Origin of the sequence: Kribbella sp. ALI-6-A (genome assembly GCF_001984195.1) — a bacterium.
Taxonomy (GTDB): domain Bacteria; phylum Actinomycetota; class Actinomycetes; order Propionibacteriales; family Kribbellaceae; genus Kribbella.
The window spans coordinates 205,445-222,846 of record NZ_MTQN01000008.1 but is presented as its reverse complement, the minus strand read 5'-3'; the positions used below and the strand labels follow the sequence as shown (position 1 = coordinate 222,846).

Annotated in this window: 19 protein-coding genes; 10 read left to right on the top strand and 9 right to left on the bottom strand. The window is 69.4% G+C overall.

Annotated features, from left to right (window positions below; genetic code table 11):
* Window position 1: 1 nt before the first annotated feature.
* Window positions 2-1,174: an MFS transporter gene (locus BWI15_RS06980; RefSeq protein WP_077013480.1), complete on the bottom strand. Its 1,173-nt coding sequence runs from the start codon at window positions 1,172-1,174 to the stop codon at window positions 2-4.
* A 240-nt stretch (window positions 1,175-1,414) separates the two neighbouring features.
* Between BWI15_RS06980 and BWI15_RS06975 the strand changes: the two genes are divergently transcribed.
* The 5 genes from BWI15_RS06975 to BWI15_RS06955 are packed head-to-tail and all read left to right on the top strand — an operon-like array spanning window position 1,415 to window position 6,360.
* The gene (locus BWI15_RS06975) at window positions 1,415-2,710 is read left to right on the top strand and encodes an ABC transporter substrate-binding protein (RefSeq protein WP_077013479.1); all 1,296 of its coding nucleotides are present in this window, start codon (window positions 1,415-1,417) and stop codon (window positions 2,708-2,710) included.
* Complete coding sequence (locus BWI15_RS06970; RefSeq protein ID WP_077013478.1) at window positions 2,710-3,630, top strand: carbohydrate ABC transporter permease; 921 nt, start codon at window positions 2,710-2,712, stop codon at window positions 3,628-3,630. The genes BWI15_RS06975 and BWI15_RS06970 overlap by 1 nt, the downstream gene beginning before the upstream one ends.
* A gap of 1 nt (window position 3,631) precedes the next feature.
* Window positions 3,632-4,480, top strand: coding sequence for a carbohydrate ABC transporter permease (locus BWI15_RS06965; RefSeq protein WP_077013477.1), 849 nt, complete (start codon window positions 3,632-3,634; stop codon window positions 4,478-4,480).
* Window positions 4,481-4,502: 22 nt separating this feature from the next.
* A complete protein-coding gene (locus tag BWI15_RS06960; protein ID WP_077013476.1) occupies window positions 4,503-5,936 on the top strand; it encodes an FAD-binding oxidoreductase in 1,434 nt (477 codons plus the stop codon).
* Between the two features lie 4 nt (window positions 5,937-5,940).
* Window positions 5,941-6,360, top strand: a complete 420-nt coding sequence (locus tag BWI15_RS06955; RefSeq protein WP_077013475.1) for a cytidine deaminase family protein — start codon at window positions 5,941-5,943, stop codon at window positions 6,358-6,360.
* A 179-nt stretch (window positions 6,361-6,539) separates the two neighbouring features.
* On the opposite strand, the gene BWI15_RS06950 is transcribed toward BWI15_RS06955, so the two are convergent.
* The 5 genes from BWI15_RS06950 to BWI15_RS06930 form a co-directional block, all read right to left on the bottom strand.
* Window positions 6,540-7,532: a TIGR03842 family LLM class F420-dependent oxidoreductase gene (locus BWI15_RS06950; RefSeq protein ID WP_077013474.1), complete on the bottom strand. Its 993-nt coding sequence runs from the start codon at window positions 7,530-7,532 to the stop codon at window positions 6,540-6,542.
* Between the two features lie 12 nt (window positions 7,533-7,544).
* Complete coding sequence (hydA, locus tag BWI15_RS06945) at window positions 7,545-8,951, bottom strand: dihydropyrimidinase (protein WP_077013473.1); 1,407 nt, start codon at window positions 8,949-8,951, stop codon at window positions 7,545-7,547.
* Window positions 8,952-8,975: 24 nt separating this feature from the next.
* Entirely contained in the window at window positions 8,976-9,815 is an 840-nt protein-coding gene (locus BWI15_RS06940) for a nitrilase-related carbon-nitrogen hydrolase (RefSeq protein ID WP_077013472.1), read from the bottom strand.
* 311 nt (window positions 9,816-10,126) lie between these two features.
* Window positions 10,127-10,804 (bottom strand): PhzF family phenazine biosynthesis protein, encoded by a 678-nt coding sequence (locus tag BWI15_RS06935; protein WP_077013471.1) that lies wholly within the window; start codon window positions 10,802-10,804, stop codon window positions 10,127-10,129.
* Window positions 10,805-10,852: 48 nt separating this feature from the next.
* Complete coding sequence (locus BWI15_RS06930) at window positions 10,853-11,047, bottom strand: hypothetical protein (protein WP_077013470.1); 195 nt, start codon at window positions 11,045-11,047, stop codon at window positions 10,853-10,855.
* A gap of 136 nt (window positions 11,048-11,183) precedes the next feature.
* Here BWI15_RS06930 and BWI15_RS06925 point away from each other — a divergent pair, with 136 nt between their 5' ends.
* Window positions 11,184-11,600, top strand: a complete 417-nt coding sequence (locus BWI15_RS06925) for an SRPBCC family protein (RefSeq protein ID WP_077013469.1) — start codon at window positions 11,184-11,186, stop codon at window positions 11,598-11,600.
* Window positions 11,597-12,133 (top strand): TetR/AcrR family transcriptional regulator, encoded by a 537-nt coding sequence (locus tag BWI15_RS06920; RefSeq protein ID WP_077013468.1) that lies wholly within the window; start codon window positions 11,597-11,599, stop codon window positions 12,131-12,133. Before BWI15_RS06925 ends, BWI15_RS06920 begins: the two co-directional genes overlap by 4 nt.
* A gap of 7 nt (window positions 12,134-12,140) precedes the next feature.
* Here BWI15_RS06920 and BWI15_RS06915 read toward each other — a convergent pair whose 3' ends face one another.
* Window positions 12,141-12,800 carry a class I SAM-dependent methyltransferase gene (locus BWI15_RS06915; protein ID WP_077013467.1) on the bottom strand — a complete coding sequence of 220 codons (660 nt, stop codon included), beginning with the start codon at window positions 12,798-12,800 and terminating at the stop codon, window positions 12,141-12,143.
* 23 nt (window positions 12,801-12,823) lie between these two features.
* Window positions 12,824-14,005, bottom strand: a complete 1,182-nt coding sequence (locus BWI15_RS06910; RefSeq protein ID WP_077013466.1) for a serpin family protein — start codon at window positions 14,003-14,005, stop codon at window positions 12,824-12,826.
* Between the two features lie 165 nt (window positions 14,006-14,170).
* Between BWI15_RS06910 and BWI15_RS06905 the strand changes: the two genes are divergently transcribed.
* Genes BWI15_RS06905 through BWI15_RS06895 form a run of 3 tightly spaced genes read left to right on the top strand, consistent with a single transcriptional unit; the run spans window position 14,171 to window position 16,511 of the window.
* The gene (locus tag BWI15_RS06905; RefSeq protein ID WP_077013465.1) at window positions 14,171-15,253 is read left to right on the top strand and encodes a permease; all 1,083 of its coding nucleotides are present in this window, start codon (window positions 14,171-14,173) and stop codon (window positions 15,251-15,253) included.
* A complete protein-coding gene (locus tag BWI15_RS06900) occupies window positions 15,250-15,954 on the top strand; it encodes a TIGR03943 family putative permease subunit (protein ID WP_077013464.1) in 705 nt (234 codons plus the stop codon). Before BWI15_RS06905 ends, BWI15_RS06900 begins: the two co-directional genes overlap by 4 nt.
* A complete protein-coding gene (locus tag BWI15_RS06895) occupies window positions 15,951-16,511 on the top strand; it encodes an NADAR family protein (protein WP_077013463.1) in 561 nt (186 codons plus the stop codon). Before BWI15_RS06900 ends, BWI15_RS06895 begins: the two co-directional genes overlap by 4 nt.
* Here BWI15_RS06895 and BWI15_RS06890 read toward each other — a convergent pair.
* The gene (locus tag BWI15_RS06890; RefSeq protein ID WP_077013462.1) at window positions 16,495-17,397 is read right to left on the bottom strand and encodes an EamA family transporter; all 903 of its coding nucleotides are present in this window, start codon (window positions 17,395-17,397) and stop codon (window positions 16,495-16,497) included. The two genes, BWI15_RS06895 and BWI15_RS06890, sit on opposite strands and share 17 nt — an antisense overlap.
* Window positions 17,398-17,402 lie beyond the last annotated feature (5 nt).

Here is a 17,402-nt window from a genome sequence, read left to right as displayed (position 1 = left end):
CTCACTCGGTCCGACGGCCCAGCAGCACCGCCGCCGACACCAGCACCAGCAGCACGCCACCGGCGAGGAACCCGTACGCCGGCCCGGCGCGGTCGATCAGCAGCCCGGTCAGTGACGCTCCGGCGGCACTGCCGAGGTTGTTGGCGGTGTTGATCCAGGTGCTCGCCTCAGTGCGCTGGTCGGGCGGAGTGAGGTCGTCGGCAGCCAGGTACGACACCACGAACAGCGGCGCGACCGCGACACCTGCCAGGCCCATTACGACTCCCAGGACGACCAGGTGCGTCGCCAGCGAAGCCAGCAGCAGCCCAGCCGCCAGTACGCCGATCAGCCCGGCCAGGTGTGCCTCGTGCGACCGGGTGTGCTTCCGGCGTCCCCACAGCAGACCGCCGACGACGCTGCCGAGCCCGATCCCCGCCTCGACGAAACCGGCAGCGCCCGGACGTCCCTCCGCTTGCGCGACACCCGCCACGCACAGGTACGCCGTACTGACGCCGGCCGCCGTGACCAGGATGACGACGAGGATCCGGCGCAGCCCACCGTTCGTCAGCGGCCCAAGCGGATGCCGGGCGGGACTCGGCGGGGTGGTCCGTCGGGTCAGTGGGGCGGTGACCATCAGGAAGGTGCCGCAGGCAAGCAGCACCGCCGTACAGATCAGTGCTGCGGGTGCTGACCAGAGACTGATCAGCAGACCGGCCAGCAAGGGACCGCACAGGTAAAGGGACTCCTCGCAGATCGCGTCCAGGGCGTAAGCGCGTTCCTTGAGGTCGGTGTCCTCGGTGATCAGGCGCCAGTTCGAGCGCATCGACGGTCCGAGTGGTGGCGCGAAGAGACCGGTCACAGCGACGAATGCGACCAGCAGGGCCGGCGTACTCAGGAAGGTGGTTGCGACGAGCCCCAATGCGCAGACGAGGGCCAGCGATGGGAGGACTCGGCGCTGGCTGTAGCGGTCGACCAGACGGGCTTTGTAGGGCATCGACAACGACGCCAGCCCGAAGCCGGCGACAGCGGCTCCGGCGACGCCGAACGAGCCGGTCGCGCGGTGGACGGTGAACAAAGTGGACAGCGGGAGCAGACCGTAGGCCAGCCGACCGGCCAGCGCGGGCGCGAAAGTGCGCAGCGCGGAGGGCAGCAGGAGGACGGCACGGTAGCTCCCAGCACGCGTGGTGCTGGACATGAGAAGGCGCTCCTAGAGAGCCCCGGCCTCGACGAGGCAGGGGACGGCAAATGGGCTCAGCGACAGCGAGCCCGCTCTAGTGCGGCATGCGGGACATGGCGCACACCTTATCCCGCACGAGCCGGTGCGCAACTGCTTTTTCAGCGGGTGAAAAGGCGCACCGGGAGACCCGGCCGGTCGTAGGGTCGGACCAGGTGCGCGGGCTGTGGGACCGCGCCGGGAATCGTGGAGGTACGTCGAATGCCGGGTGCAGACGGGTTCAACCGCAGGAGCTTCCTCGCCCTGGGTGGCGGGATCGCCGCGCTGGCGGTGGCCGGTTGCGGATCGAACACGGGTCGCTCGGACGGCGGTGGTGGCGGCGGCGAGAGCAGCGGAGGCGGTAAACCGGCCCTGTCGCAGTGGTACCACCAGTACGGCGAGGCAGGCACCCAGCAGGCCGTCCAACGTTACGCCAAGGAGTACCCGGACGCGACCGTCACGGTCCAGTGGTCCCCCGGCGACTACGACAAGAAGACGGCAGCCGCGCTGCTCACCGACGGCGGGCCAGACGTGTTCGAGTACGGCAACGGCCCGACCATCGACATGATCAAGGGCGGCCAGGTTGCCGATCTGACCGACCTGCTCGGCGACGCGAAGAACGACTTCACCCCGTCGCTGCTCGCCCGGGTGACCTACCAGGGCAAGCTCTACGCGATCCCGCAGGCCACCGACATGCAACTGCTGGTCTACCGCAAGAGCCTGCTGCAGCAGGCCGGCGTCCAGCCGCCGACCACCGTCGACGAGCTGATCGCGGCGGCGAAGAAGCTGACCACCGACAAGGTGAAGGGCCTGTTCGTCGGCAACGACGGCGGCGTCGGCATCCTCGGCGGCCCGGCGCTGTGGTCGGCCGGCCTCGACTATTTGACCGAGGACGGGCGGTTCGGCTTCGACGACCCGGCCGCGGCCGAGTCGCTACGCAAGCTGCGCGAGCTGTTCACCTCGCAGTCGTTGTTGCTCGGGGCACCGACCGACTGGTCCGACCCGTCGGCGTTCACCCAGGGACTGACCGCGATGCAGTTCACCGGTCTGTGGACGTTCCCCCAGCTCCAGAAGGCCCTGCCGGACGACTTCGGCGTCCTGCCCTGGCCGAAGCTCAACGCCTCGACCGGCGCGCCGAGCGTCCCGGTCGGCGCGTACGGCGCCTCGGTCAGCACGAAGTCGAAGAACGTCGACGCGGCGAAGAAGTTCGTCCAGTGGATGTGGGTCGACCAGACCGACAAGCAGCTGGACTGGGCGCAGAGCTACGGCTTCCACATCCCGGCCCGCAAGAGCCTGGCCGCGAAGGCGGACAAACTGAAGGCCGGACCGGCCGCCGACGCGGTGAAGTTCGTCAACGAGAACGGCCGTGCCCAGACTCCGTTGCTGTGGACCCCCAAGTCCGGTACGGCGTACTCCGACGCGCTGAGCCGGATCATCAAGAACGGCAGCGACCCGGCCACCGAGATCAAGGCGGTCAAGGCGGTCGTGGAGGCTGAGCTCCAGCGCATCGCCGGCTGATGCCGGCCCTCGTCGCGCGGCTGCGGGGCCGCTACGACCGCAACCTGTGGTTCGCGATCTTCGTCGGCCCGTTCGTGCTCGGGCTGCTGGTGTTCGTCTACGTGCCGATCGTCTGGTCGGTGGTGCTGAGCTTCTTCGACGCCCGCAACACGGTCACGCCGACCGACTTCGTCGGCCTGGCCAACTACCTGGACATGCTGCGGGACTCGGCGTTCCGGTCCAGCCTGCTCACCTTCGTCGTGTTCGCGCTGTTCATCGTGCCGACCACGTTCGTCGCATCGCTCGGTCTGGCCCTGCTGGTCAACCGGACCCGGTTCGCCCGGACGTTCTTCCGCTCGGTGTTCTTCCTGCCGACCGCCTGCTCGTACGTCGTGGCGTCGCTGATCTGGAAGCTGTCGATCTTCAACGGCGTCCGGTTCGGCCTGGCCAACACCGTGCTCGGGTGGTTCGGGGTCGAGCCGATCGCCTGGCTCTCGGTCACGCAGCCGCCCTGGTACTGGCTGGTGATCGTGTCGGCACGGATGTGGCTGCAGGCCGGGTTCTACATGATCCTGTTCCTGGCCGGGCTGCAGCGGATCGCGCCGTCGCTGTACGAGGCGGCCGCGATCGACGGCGCGACCGGCTGGAAGGTGCTGCGGTACATCACGCTGCCGCAGTTGCGGGCCACGTCGACCGCCGTACTGTTGCTGCTGCTGATCAACGCGTTCCAGGCCTTCGACGAGTTCTACAACCTGCTGTCGAGCTCGGGGCAGTACCCGCCGTACGCGCGACCGCCGCTGGTCTACCTGTACTACGCGGCGCTCGGACAGGGGCAGGACTTCGGCCACGGCAGCGCGGGCGCGGTCCTACTGACGCTCCTGATCGCGCTGGTCGCGCTCGTACAGGGCCGGTTCCTCGGACTCGGCCGGAGGGAGGACTGAGATGGCGAGCATCCAGCGGTCCCGCGCGGTTCGGGCCGGGTCTGTCCTCCGGTACGTCGTACTGATGGCCGGTGCTGTCCTGTTCCTGCTGCCCTTCTACCTGCTGGTGCGCAACGGGTTGTCGACCGAGCAGGACATCACCTCACCGAACTGGACGTTCTTCCCGTCGTCGCTGCAGTGGAGCAACATCGCCGACCTCTTCAACGATCCCACGGTGCCGATCGGCCGGTCGCTGATCAACTCGCTGGTCATCTCGGTGGTGCAGACCGTCGGCGTCCTGGTGATCTCCGGCCTGGCCGGCTACGGGCTGGCGCGGATCCCGTTCCGGTACGCGAACGCGGTGTTCTACTTCATCGTCGCGACGCTGCTGATCCCGGCCGCGGTCACATTCGTGCCGAGCTTCGTGCTGGTCTCCACGCTCGGCTGGGTGAGCACGCTGCGCGGGCTGATCGTGCCCGGGCTGTTCCAGGCGTTCGCGACGTTCCTGTTCCGGCAGTACTTCCTGAACTTCCCGCGCGAGCTGGAGGAAGCCGCGCAGCTCGACGGTACGGCGTACTGGGGGACGTTCTGGCGGATCGTCGTGCCGAACTCGACCGGCTTCATCGCGGCGATCGGCACGATCACGTTCATCGGCTCGTGGAACGCGTTCCTGTGGCCGCTGGTGATCGCGCCGGACCAGAACGCCTGGACGGTGCAGATCGCGCTGTCGACGTTCCTGACCGCGCAGACCATCAACCTGCCACAGCTTTTTGTCGCCGCCTGCGTCGCGATCCTGCCGCTGGTGGTGATGTTCGTCTTCCTGCAGCGCTGGATCGTCGAGGGAGTCGAGCGTTCGGGAATCAGTGAGTGAATCCTTTGGAGGGGAACCCAGCATGACCGCAGAACTGATCGACCGGCTTCGCGCCGAGATCACCGCCGGCCCGGTCCTCGGGCCCGGCGACGACGGCTTCGCCGACGAGGTCGCCGCGCAGAACACCGCCGTCCGGCACGCACCGGACGTTGCTGTCGGCATCAGCTCGGAACAGGACGCAGCCGCGGTGGTGCGGATCGCCGCGTCCGCTGGTGTCCCTGTGCGGGTCCTTGCCACCGGCCACGGGTCGGCAGTACCGGTTGCCGACGGCATCCTGGTCACCACGCGCCGACTCGGCGGCGTGAGCATCGACGTCTCTCGCCGCATCGCTCAGATCGGAGCCGGGTGCCGCTGGGCCGAGGTGATCGCCGCGGCCGCCGGGCACGGACTCGCGCCGGTCGCTGGTGCCTCCGACAACGTCGGCTGCATCGGCTACACCACGGGTGGCGGTCTTGGGCCGCTGGCGCGAACCTTCGGCTTCTCCTCGGACTGGGCTCGCTCTTTCCGCCTGGTCACCGCTGACGGTGAGGTGCGGACCGCATCGGCTGAGGAGAACCCGGATCTGTTCTGGGCGCTGCGGGGCGGCAAGAGCGGCTTCGGCATCGTCACGTCGATGGACTTCGAACTCGTCCCGCTGAGCACTCTGTACGCGGGGACGCTGTTCTTCGACGCCGACCAGATCGCGCGGGCTTTCGGTGCGTGGGTCGACTGGACGAAAACTCTGCCGGAGACCGCGACCTCGTCGGCGATCATCCTGCGGCTGCCGCCGCTGGAGGTCATCCCGGAGCCGCTGCGGGGGAAGACGGTGCTGGGCGTTCGGTTCGCGTACGTGGGGGAAGGCGCGGGGCGTGCCTCCGCTGGGGGCGGCGAGACGGCCGCGGGCACCGCGGGCCGGGATCTCGCTCGCGAGGGCGAGCGGTTGCTGCAGCCCATGCGGGACGTGGCGACCGTTCTGATCGACTCCGTCCAGGACATGCCCGCGTCGCGGATCGCCGACATCCACAACGACCCTCGCGACCCAGGCCCCGGCTGGGACCGCGGGCAGCTGCTCACCGACCTCGACGCCGACTTCGTGAACACGTTCCTCGGCGTCGCCGGGCCCGACCAGCAGGTCCCGTTCGTCGCGATCGAGATCCGCCACCTCGGCGGCGCCGTCGCGCGGGACGTGCCCGAGGGCAGCGCCGTCGGCGGCCGCGGTGCGGCGTACACGCTGATCCTGATCGGTGTCCCCGACCCCGCGCTCTTCGACACCGTCCTCCCGCCCGCTGCCGAGGCCCTGCTGGCGCCGTTGCAGCCGTGGATCTCCCCGGAGCACAACGTCAACTACGCCGGCGGCCTCACCGTTCCCGGCTCGTACGAGGCTTGCTGGCCGGCCGAGATCTTCCAGCGCCTCGCCGAGATCCGCTCCACCTACGACCCGACCGGCGTCTTCCCCTACGGCCCACCGGAAAGGTGACCACGTGCTCGACCTGCTTCCGCTGACCGCCGCCGACCACGAGCTGATCGAGCTGGCCCGCCGGACCGTCGACGCGAACACCGACGGTCCGGACGGCGTCTACACGATGGGCGCCGCGGTCCGCGCGGCCGACGGCCGGATGTTCGCCGGGATCAACCTGTACCACTTCCTCGGCGGCCCGTGCGCCGAGCTCGTCGCCCTCGGCCGCGCCCGCGCCGAGGGCGCCCGCGAGCTGACCACGATCGTCGCCGTCGGCAACGAGGGCCGCGGCGTCTGCGGCCCGTGCGGCCGCGACCGGCAGATCCTGGTCGACTACCACCCGGACATCCGGGTCATCCTGCCCACCGATAACGGCCTGGGCAGCGTGGTCGCCACCGATCTCCTGCCCGGCGCCTACCGCTGGACGCCCACCGCCGAGAGCTGAGCCGGCGACGGCACGCTGCAGCTGAGCGGCCAGATGCTGACCGAGGCCGACGTCCACCACCGATCAAGCCGCCCGAGACCGCCCTCGATCGCGCTCTCCAGGCGGGAGCCGTCCAGGCGCCGGTCGCTTGATCGGTGGTGGACGTCGGTGAAGTCGCGGCCGACGCCGCCGAAGGTCGTTCACAGCGCCGGGATGATCTCCCGCCCGTAGGCCTCGAGCGTCTCCCTCTTCGCGTCGTGCTGCAGGTAGATCGCGAACTGGTCGACGCCCAGCGCCTCCAGCTCGCGCAGCCTGGCCAGGTGGTTCTCGACCGGCCCGAGGATGCAGAACCGATCGACCACCTCGTCCGGCACGAAGCTCGTGTGGCTGTTGCCCGCGCGTCCGTGCTCGGCGTAGTCGTACCCCTGCCGTCCCTTGATGTACTCCGTCAACGCCGCCGGGACCGTCGCGCCCTCGCCGTACCGCGCGACGATGTCAGCCACATGGTTGCCGACCATCCCGCCGAACCACCGGGTCTGGTCACGCTGGTGCGCCAGGTCGTCCCCGACGTACGCCGGTGCCGCCACGCAGAACTTGATCGCGGCCGGGTCCCGCCCGGCCTCCTCGGCAGCACGCCGTACGGCCGAGATCATCCAGGCCGCGATGTCCGGATCCGCCAGCTGCAGGATGTACCCGTCGCCGACCTGCCCGGCGGCCGCCAGCGCCTTCGGCCCGTACGCCGCGACCCAGACCTCCAGGGCGCCGTTGTAGACCCAGGCGAACTTCAACTGCTGCCCGCGGTACTCGACCGTGCGCCCACACGCCAGCTCGCGCACCACCTCGACGCACTGTTTGAGCTCCGCGATCGTGCCCGGCTTCGCACCGAGCGTGCGCAGCGCGGAGTCGCCCCGCCCGATCCCGCAGATCGTCCGGTTCCCGAACAGCTCGTTCAGCGTCGCGAACTGGGACGCGATCACGGTCCAGTCCCGGGTCCCCGGATTGGTCACCATCGGCCCGACCACGACGCGCTCCGTGGCGGCCAGGATCTGCGGGTAGATCACGAACGGCTCCTGCCAGAGCAGGTGCGAGTCGAACGTCCAGACGTGGCTGAACCCGGCCCGCTCGGCCTCGACCGCGAGCTCCACCACCGCCGAGGCCGGCGGATCGCACTGGAACACCACTCCGAAGTCCACCGGTTTCCCCCTTCAGACCAGGTACGACGAGAGTCCGCGCCGCAGGTACCGCCCGTGCCCCTTCCGGCCATGGTAGTTGCCATCGGCCACGATCACGGTGCCGCGGGAAATCACCGTGTCGACATGTCCCCTCACCTCGAACCCCTCGTAGGCCGAGTGGTCCATGTTCATGTGATGGGTCTCGGCGCTGATCCGGGTGCTGCCGTTCGGGTCGTAGACCACGACGTCGCCGTCCGCGCCGGGCTGAATGACTCCCTTGCGCGGGTACAGCCCAAACATCCGGGCCGGCGTCGTCGCGATCGTCTCCACCCAGCGCTCCAGCGACAGCTGCCCGTCGACCACGCCCTGGTAGACCAGGTCGACCCGGTGCTCGACGCCGCCGATGCCGTTCGGGATTTTGGAGAAGTCGCCGCGGCCGAGCTCCTTCTGGTCCTTGAAACAGAACGGGCAGTGGTCGGTCGACACGATCGCGAGATCGTTGCTGCGCAGCCCTTTCCACAGGTCGCGCGCGTGCGACTCGTGCTTGCTGCGCAACGGCGTCGAGCAGACCCACTTCGCGCCTTCGAACCCGGGCGCGCCGAGCTGGTCCTCCAGCGTCAGATACAGGTACTGCGGGCAGGTCTCGGCGAAGACGTTGCGGCCCTTGTCACGCGCCGCGGCGACGGCCTCGAGCGCGCCGCTGGCCGACAGATGGACGATGTAGAGCGGGCAGTCCTGCGCGACCTCGGCGAGTGCGATCGCGCGACTCGTGGCCTCGGTCTCCAGCGCGGGCGGCCGGGTCAGCCCGTGGTACAGCGGATCGGTCTCGCCGCGGGCCAGTGCCTGCTGGACCAGGACGTCGATCGCGATGCCGTTCTCGGCGTGCATCATCACCATCGCGCCGTTGGCCCGGGCGGTCTGCATCGCGCGCAGGATCTGCCCGTCGTCGGAGTAGAAGACGCCGGGATAGGCCATGAACAGCTTGAAGCTGGTGATGCCCTCCTCGGCGACCAACTGGTCCATCGCCTTCAGCGCGTCGTCGTCCACGCCGCCGAGGATCATGTGGAACGCGTAGTCGACGTGACAGTTGCCCTCGGCCTTGGTGTGCCAGGCGGCCAGCCCGTCCTGGACCACCTCGCCGGTGCGCTGGACGGCGAAGTCGATGATCGTGGTCGTGCCGCCCCAGGCCGCGGCCCGGGTGCCGGTGTCGAAGGTGTCGCTGGCCGCCGTACCGCCGAACGGCAGCTCCATGTGGGTGTGCGCGTCGATCCCGCCGGGGATCACGTACTTGCCGGAAGCATCGATCACCTCGTCGGCGGTGATCTGCGCACTGTGCTCGGGATCGAACACCGCGACGATCTTCTCGCCGGCGATCAGCACGTCCGCCGGGTGGGCGCCGGTCGGGCCCACCACCGTTCCACCCTTGACCAGCAACGACATGCGCGGCGCTCCTTCGGTCTGCGGTTACGGCTTGGTCAGGTCTCCGTAGGCGTCCGGCCGCCGGTCCCGGTAGAACTGCCAGCGGTCCCGCACGGTGTCGAGCAGGCCGAGATCGAGGTCGCGGACGATCAGCTCCGGTTCGTGGTCGTGCCCGACGTCACCGACGAACTTGCCCTCCGGGTCCACGAAGTACGACGTACCGTAGAAGTCGTTGTCGCCGAGTTCCTCGACGCCGACCCGGTTGATCGCGCCGATGAAGTACTCGTTGGCCACCGCGGAGGCGGGCTGCTCCAGCTGCCACAGGTACGCCGACAGGCCGCGGCTGGTCGCCGACGGGTTGAACACGATCTTCGCCCCGGCCAGTCCGAGCGCTCGCCAACCCTCGGGGAAGTGCCGGTCGTAGCAGATGTACACGCCGATCCGCCCCACCGCTGTGTCGAACACCGGGTAGCCGAGATTGCCGGGCCGGAAGTAGAACTTCTCCCAGAAACCCTTCACCTGCGGAATGTGGTTCTTCCGGTACTTGCCGAGGTACTTGCCGTCAGCATCGATCACGGCGGCCGTGTTGTAGAGCACGCCCGGCTGCTCCTGCTCGTACACCGGCAGCACCATCACCATGCCGAGCTCCCGCGCCAGCGCCTGGAACCGCTCGACGGTCGGCCCCGGCACACTCTCGGCGTAGGAGTAGAACTCCGGATCCTGTACCTGACAGAAGTACGGCCCGTAGAACAGCTCCTGGAAGCAGATCACCTTCGCCCCGGCCGCCGCCGCCTGCCGCGCGTACTCCTCGTGCGCCTTGACCATCGACTCCTGGTCCCCGGTCCAGGTCGTCTGCACCAACGCCGCCCGCACGATCTCCGCCATCGCGAACCTCCCGCTAGCCGAGCACCCATGCTCCGCCCGATCACCACCCGCCGTCAACGGATGCCGGGGCGGCGCGCGGATTCAGCGTCGGTCGGCCGGCGTCGGATCCCGCCGAGGCCAGGGCGGGCCGGCGCGAGGGCGGGACCGGCGTCAGAGCCGGAGGCGAGCGGGATCCACCGCACGCGCGTCCCAGGCGAGGCCGTCGCTGTCGGGGACCCACAACTGATCACCCAGCTGGCCCGCCACGTATGCGGTGCTCTCAGCGAAGAAGTTCTCCCAGCGGCACTCGACGCATCGCGCTCTCCATGCGGTCAGTACGTGAAGCTTCGGGTCAGGGCCGGGAGGACTCGGCCGCCGACGGTCGTCCAGTTGTCCTGGAGGTTGGTGGTGAGGAGTTCGGAGCCGGCGCCCTGGGTGATGTGGAGGTCTCGGGCGAGGCGGGCGGTGAGTTGGGTGGCGGCTGAGCCGGTGGCCTCGTCCTCGGGCACGCCCATGGCGGGGGCGAAGACCCGGGCGCGGATGCGGCCGCTGGGTTCGTCGGTCCAGGACCAGAGGAAGGTGTGGCCGGCTGAGTACGACGCGGGGTCTGCGGCGAGGACGTCCTCAGGTGTCGGCAGCTGGCGCCAGTCGAAGGTGCTGCCCCAGGTGGCGTGGGCGCGGACCGACGTGATGTCGCCGGTGCGGGTCACGGGGACCTCACCGGCGGGCACCTGCAGTACGTCGGCCGGGTGGCCCTGCGCGTGCAACCACCAGGCGACGCCGACGGTGGGATGACCCGCGAACCGCATCTCGGCGGTCTGGCTGAAGATCTGGATCCGGCCTGCGGCGGGGTCGTCGACGAAGACGGTTTCGCTGTAGCCCAGCTCCGCGGCGACGCGTTGCCGGTCCGCCGGCGCGACCTGGGCGCCGTCGACGATGCCGAGCGGATTGCCGAAGGCACCGGCGGAGTCGACGAAGACCCGGACGACGTGCACGTCCAGGGTGGTCACCGGCTCACACCGCGTCGCCACATCAAGGTCGGACGTCCCACGGTCGGGTCAGAGGACGAGGATCGCCGCGACGACGGCGATCAGCACCACGACGCCCCCGACGACGGCAAGCATGCGGCCGTTCATCTTGGGCTCCTCGGCGGCGTGCACCTCGCCCTCGTTGACGAAGGCGCGAAACATCTGGGTGCTGGCCCCCGGGTCCTGCTCGTTCTCGGTGGCGTTGTTCGTGTTCTGGTCGGCCATGGGGCAGACCCTACCGGCGGTACCGGATCGTCAGCACACCGCGATGGCCGATCTGACTCGGCTCTTACCGTCCGTACACGCACTGTCGACGCTGGGCTGATCGACGGCGACGCAGCGCGCATGTACCATTTGGTACATGCGCTTCGAACACTCCGCCACCATCAACGCCCCGGCCGATCGCGTCTGGGCGGTCTTCAGCGACGTCGCCCGCTGGCCCGAATGGACCCCGACCGTCGACTCGGTCGAGCGGCTCGACGAGGGCGCCCTGCGGGTCGGCGCCCGGACCCGGATCCGCCAGCCCAAGCTCCCGGTCGCGGTTTGGGAGGTGACGGAGCTGAAGGACGGCGAGTACTTCGAATGGGTCTCGCGCGGCCCGGGCATCAAGACGACCGGCGGCCATCGGGTCGTCAGTACGCCGGAGGGCACGGTGGTGACCGCGACGATCATCCAGGAGGGTCCGCTCGGCTGGCTGTTCGGCAGGCTCTACGCCGGTCTGACCAGGCGGTACATCGCCCAGGAGGCCGCCAGCCTGAAGAAGGTCACCGAGGCGTGAGCCGCGAGTCGCTGCTCACCGACGCCGTCGAGCACTTCGCGAAGAACGGCATCGGCGACGCAAGCCTGCGCAGCATCGCGACGTCGATCGGCACCAGCCACCGGATGCTGATCTACCACTTCGGCTCGCGGGAGGGTCTGCTGGCCGAAGTGGTGCGCACGGTCGAGCAACAGCAACGCGAACTGCTGGCCGAACTCGAGGACCTCCCGCTGGAGCAGCAGGCCGAGCAGTTCTGGCGACGGGTCACCGAAGCCGCGCTGATCTACGGCCCGCTCTTCTTCGAACTGTCCGCCCACGCCATGCAGGATCTCCCCCACACCGAGGCGCTGAAGGCGGACCTGATCAACGTCTGGCTCCCGCCGCTGATCGCGCTCTGCGTCAAGGCCGGCATCCCCGCCGACCAGGCGCCGGCGTACGCGCGACTCGGCTTGGCGGCGTCCCGCGGTCTGCTCTTCGACCTGCTGCTCACCGGCGACCGCGCGGGGGTCGACGAGGCCTCCGCACTGCTGAACCGGCTCTTCACCTTGCCGTAGGCAACTGTCAGGGGGCGGCCCGCTGCGCGACCACCACCAGCGAGGGAACCCCGGCGACACTCTCGGAAAGCCGCAGCTCGGCCACTGAATCGAGGCCTGCCGCGCCCAGCATCGCCCAAAGCTCCTTGGGCTGCCACAGATGCGTCGTCCAGCTGACCGGCACCGCGCCGTATGCCTCGGTCCGCTCGATGTCGCCCTCGCCCTGATGGGTCCCGATGATCAGGTGCCCGCCCGGGACCAGCGCTCGGGCGAAAGACTCGATGACCGCGGGAAGCACGTGCCGGGGCAGGTTGAACAGCGACCACCAGCCGAGAATCCCGCCGTATGACGAGTCGGCCAGCTCCAACTCGGTGGCCGAAGCGACCTCGAACCGCAGGTCGGGATACCGCCGCCTGGCGTGGTCGATCATCCGCGGCGAGAGATCGACGCCCTTGATATCCAGGCCCCGCTCGGCCAGATAGGCGGTCACGTCTCCCGGACCGCATCCCACGTCCAGCACCGGACCCAGACCGTGGACCGCCGCCGCGAAACCGTCCATCGCGGTCCGCAACCAGGGATAGGACGTGAGGTCGCCGAGGTTCAGCTCGACGTAGTTGTCGGCGACACGGTCGTAGGACGTCCGCACCACGTCGAGATCGGCGGGATGCTCGATACGGGAGGCGCTCATGGTCGCGGATGCTAGTCGACCGATCACTCCGCCTCCGTGGGGGTTTGCAGCCAGCCGGTGACCACCGGTAGGCGGGTTGCGCGGTGGACGGCGGTGAACGCGAACGGACGGGTCAGGGACACGTCCAGACGCAGGGACTTCATCACGGGGACCGAGGCGCGCATCATGCCCATCGCGGTGACGGCGGCGGCTTCGAAGCCGGTGGCGTAAAAGCGTGCGAGTACGGACTGGTTCGCCTGACCGACGGCCAACGGCGTGGGGCTGATGGCGGAGAAGTGGCCTTGGCGACCGGGAGCTGTGGTGACGGTGGTGAGGCCGAAGAGGTCGCGCAGCGGCAGTAGATCGTGCTCCGCCGTCACGCTGAAGGCCGGGAGGGCCAGGGACACGTCTGGGGTGGCAGCGGTGGACTGGGAGACCTTCACGCCGGGCGCCAGCTCCTGACCGGGCTCACCTCGGGTGATGAGGGCGGAACCAGACAGACCGGACGTCGGCGAAGCGACGGCCGCGACGAGACCCGCCAGAACGTCGGCCTGGGCGGCCTCGGGTGATCCGATGCCGAGCAGGACGTCGACGTCCGCGTCGCCCTGGACCGTGACGACAGTCAGCGGGCCGGCCGCCGGGTCGTCGTACACGTGGACGGTGTCGAGATCGGGGTCGGTGCGGTCGAGCCAGTGCCAGTTGCCCGACCACGGGCCGGTGGGGATGCGTTTGACTTGCTCGCGGAACGGCCGGCTCCAGGTCGTGCGCAGGGACAGCGCGGACGCCAGGACGACGGCCAGGTCCGGGGTGACCTCGAGCGGCATCTCGCGAATCAGGTTGTCGGTGTGGTCTGCCGCCCAGGCGTCGAGCTTCGCCTTGTCGGCGGCCAGGTCGCCGGTGAGGGTGCCGGTCAGCTCCGTGGGCAGCACGCTGTCGAAGGACTCGCTGAGCTTCAGCTGCTCGTGGACCCAGACGCCGAGGGCCGCGTGCAGATCTGTCGCCGCGTCGAGCGTGTGAATCAGGTCCACGGCGTCACGAGCCGCGGTGGAGGCGTCGACGTCCGCGGCTGCGGCCAGCTCGGAGCGGCCTGGTTCGTCGGCGGCGGTCGCCAGGAGCGCGAGCAGAGGCCACAGGCCCAGGCCGGAGATCACGGTGTTGTCCGGGGCGAGGGTGCGCGCCCAGCGTGAGGTGAGGCTGTTGACCGCGGTGACGACGTTGGCATCCATGCGTTCCACCCTGCCATGGCGCTGCGGGCCCCAACAGGAACTCGGTACGCACTCTTCGAGCACTTTCCCGGCACCGGCCAGTATTTTGCGGAACGACGGTGATTTTCATTAACGTACACCCCACGTAGTCGATCCGGTGCACCCTGCTGTGTCAGGATGCCGCCCATGAGTACGCCTGCCGACTCCGCCGAGGCGACAAAAATTCCCGTCGCCCCGGGTGATGCCGCGCCCCCGACAGGTCCACCACCCGCGTCCTCGGAGCCACCCACGAAGGACCCCGAGAAGGAGCCCGCGAGCTCGTCGATCGCCTTCACGATCACCCTGGTGGTGCTGGTCGGGCTCGCCCTGTTCGGCCGCAAGCTGTTCGCCGGGTTGTTCACCGACGACGGCGTCCGCACCTGGGCGACGATGTTCGTCGGCGTCACCGTCCAGGCGCTGCCGTTCCTCGTGCTCGGCGTCCTGCTGTCGGCCGCGCTGACCGCCTTCGTCCCTGCTTCCTTCTTCGCCAGGGCCCTGCCGAAGCATCCGGCGCTCGCGGTCCCGGTCGCGAGCGCGTCCGGCGTGATCCTGCCCGGCTGCGAGTGCGCCTCGGTCCCGGTGTCGGCCGCGCTGATGAGCCGCGGCGTCACCCCCGCCGCGGCGATCGCGTTCCTGCTCTCGGCCCCCGCGATCAATCCCGTCGTCCTGGCGTCGACCGCGGTGGCGTTTCCCGGTCAGCCGAAGGTCGTCGTCGCCCGAGCGCTCACCTCGCTGGGTGTCTCGATGGCGCTCGGCTGGCTGTGGTTGCTGACCGGCAAGGGCAGTTCCTGGCTGCGGATGCCGAAGAGCCGGCACGCCGAAGGCACCGGCAGGCTGGAGGTCTTCCGCTCGTCGATGCTGCACGACTTCCTGCACGCCGGCGGGTTCCTGGTGATCGGAGCCGCCGCGGCGGCCACGCTCAACGTGGTGGTCCCACGCGAATGGCTCGACCACGTCGCGAGCAACCTGCTGCTCTCGGTCGTCGTACTCGGTCTGCTCGCGGTGCTGCTGGCGATCTGCTCGGAGGCGGACGCGTTCGTCGCGGCGAGCCTGACGCAGTTCTCGCTGACCGCGCGGCTCGCGTTCATGGTGGTCGGGCCGATCGTCGACGTGAAACTGATCGCGTTGCAGGCCGGGACTTTCGGGCCGAAGTTCGCCGTACGGTTCGCGCCGGCCACCTTCGTGGTGGCGGTCGGCGCCAGTCTTCTGGTCGGGTGGTGGTTGCTGTGAAGCGCAACGTCGCAGGTCTGGTCGTCGTGTTCGTCGGTGCGGCGATCGTCCAGCTCGCGATCTCCAACACCTATCTGCGGTACGTGAAGCCCGGCATGCGCTGGATGCTGCTCGCGGCCGGCATCATCCTGATCCTGCTGGCGGTCGCCGACGTCCTGGCCGACACCCGCGGCAAGGAGCACGCCGACGACGGCCACAACCACCACGGACTCCCTCGCGCCGCCTGGCTGATGCTCATCCCGGTCTTCGCGCTGCTGGTCGTCGACCCGCCCGCCCTGGGCGCCGACGCCGCCCAGCGCCAATCCCCGGTCGCCGCCAAACCCGTCGCCCCGAAGGGCAACTCCTGGCTCGCCAACAGCGCGCAGGGCAACGCGCCGGTCCCGTTGGCCGTCCGGGACTACGCCGTCTGGGCCGTGTGGGAGAAGGAGAGCATGAAGGGTCGCGACTTCCAGCTCACCGGCTTCGTCACGCCAGGCAAGGACGGCAGCTGGTACGTGTCCCGGATCGGCCTGACCTGCTGCGTCGCCGACGGTACGGCGTTCATGGTCGAGGCCCGCGGCCACGCGGCGCCGCCGAAGAACCAGTGGGTCACCGTGACCGGCGAGTGGGCCGAGCCGACCAAACGCGCCGACGGCGACGTCGCCGCGCTGACCGTCTCCGAGGTGAAAGCCGTGACCGCACCGGCGAACCCGTACGAATGACGACCCCGCTGTCCACCGCCGACCTGCTCGACGGCCTGTCCCGCAGGCAGCGGTACAAGTACGTCTTCTTCTGGGGCGACACCCCGCGGCGCGACGGGCAGGTCGACGCGAGCTGCCTGAGCCAGTGGTTCCACGCGCCGTTCACGGTGGACGGCGTGCGCTACCCGACCGCCGAGCACTGGATGATGGCCGGCAAGGCGCGGCTGTTCGGCGACCGCGAGGCCGAGCAGAGCATCGTCGCCGCGCCCCATCCACAGAAGGCGAAGGCGCTCGGCCGGCAGGTCAGCGGGTTCGACACCGAGACCTGGATCCAGCACCGCTTCGACCTGGTGATCGAGGGCAACGTCCACAAGTTCGAGCAGAACGACGCCCTGAGCGACTACCTGCTCGGCACCGGCGAGCGCGTCCTGGTCGAGGCCAGCCCGGTCGACCGCATCTGGGGCATCGGACTGGCGGCCACCGACGAACGTGCCGAGCACCCCGCCCAGTGGCGGGGCCTTAACCTCCTCGGGTTCGCTCTGATGGAGGTCCGGAGCCGGCTCAGCCAGTCTTGCTGAGCGCCAACCCCGGCTCCTCCACCGGTACGACGGTCCGACGGCGGACCACCGTGCAAGCCATGCCGCCCATGATCAGTACGGCGGCGATCGCCTGCTGCAGGCCCACCGCTTCGCCCCGGAGGATCCAGGCGGCGGCCATGCCGACGACCGGCACCAGCAGCGAGAACGGCGCGACGGTGCTGGCGTCGTACACGCCGAGCAGGTAGCCCCAGACGCCGAAGCCGAACAGGGTTGCGGCACCAGCGAGGTAAAGCAGCGCGGCGGCACCGCCCAGGTCGATGCTGCGCAGCGCGTCGAGGTCAGCGCGCGGACCCTCGACCAGCAGCGACAGAACGGTCAGCGGCAGGACGGCGACTGCACTGACCCACACCATGAAGCGCAGGATGTCCTGCGGCTTCGCGTGCCTGGTCACCGTGTTCGACACACCCCAGCAGGCGCCGGCTGCGATGACCAGCAGCAGCGCGCCGAGCGGTGAGGCCAGCCCGCGGTCCAGCACGATCAGCAGCAGGCCGGCGCACGCGACACCGATCCCGAAGAGCTGCATACGCCGCGGCCGCTCGCGCAGTACCAGCACGGCGAACAGCACCGTGAAGATCACCTGCGACTGCAGCACCAGCGAGGCCAGGCCGGCCGGTACGCCGTTATCCATCGCCACGAACAGCAGGCCGAACTTCGCGACTCCCAGCGCGAGGCCGACGGCGATCACGTACCGCCAGGCGACGCGTGGACGACCGAGCACGAAGATCGCCGGCACCGCTGCGAGCAAGAACCGCAACGCCGAGAACAGCAACGGCGGGAAGTCCTCGAGACCGACTTCGATGACCACGAAGTTGATCCCCCAGACCAGGACGACGGCGAGCGCGAGCAGCACGTGACGGGGATTCATGGGCT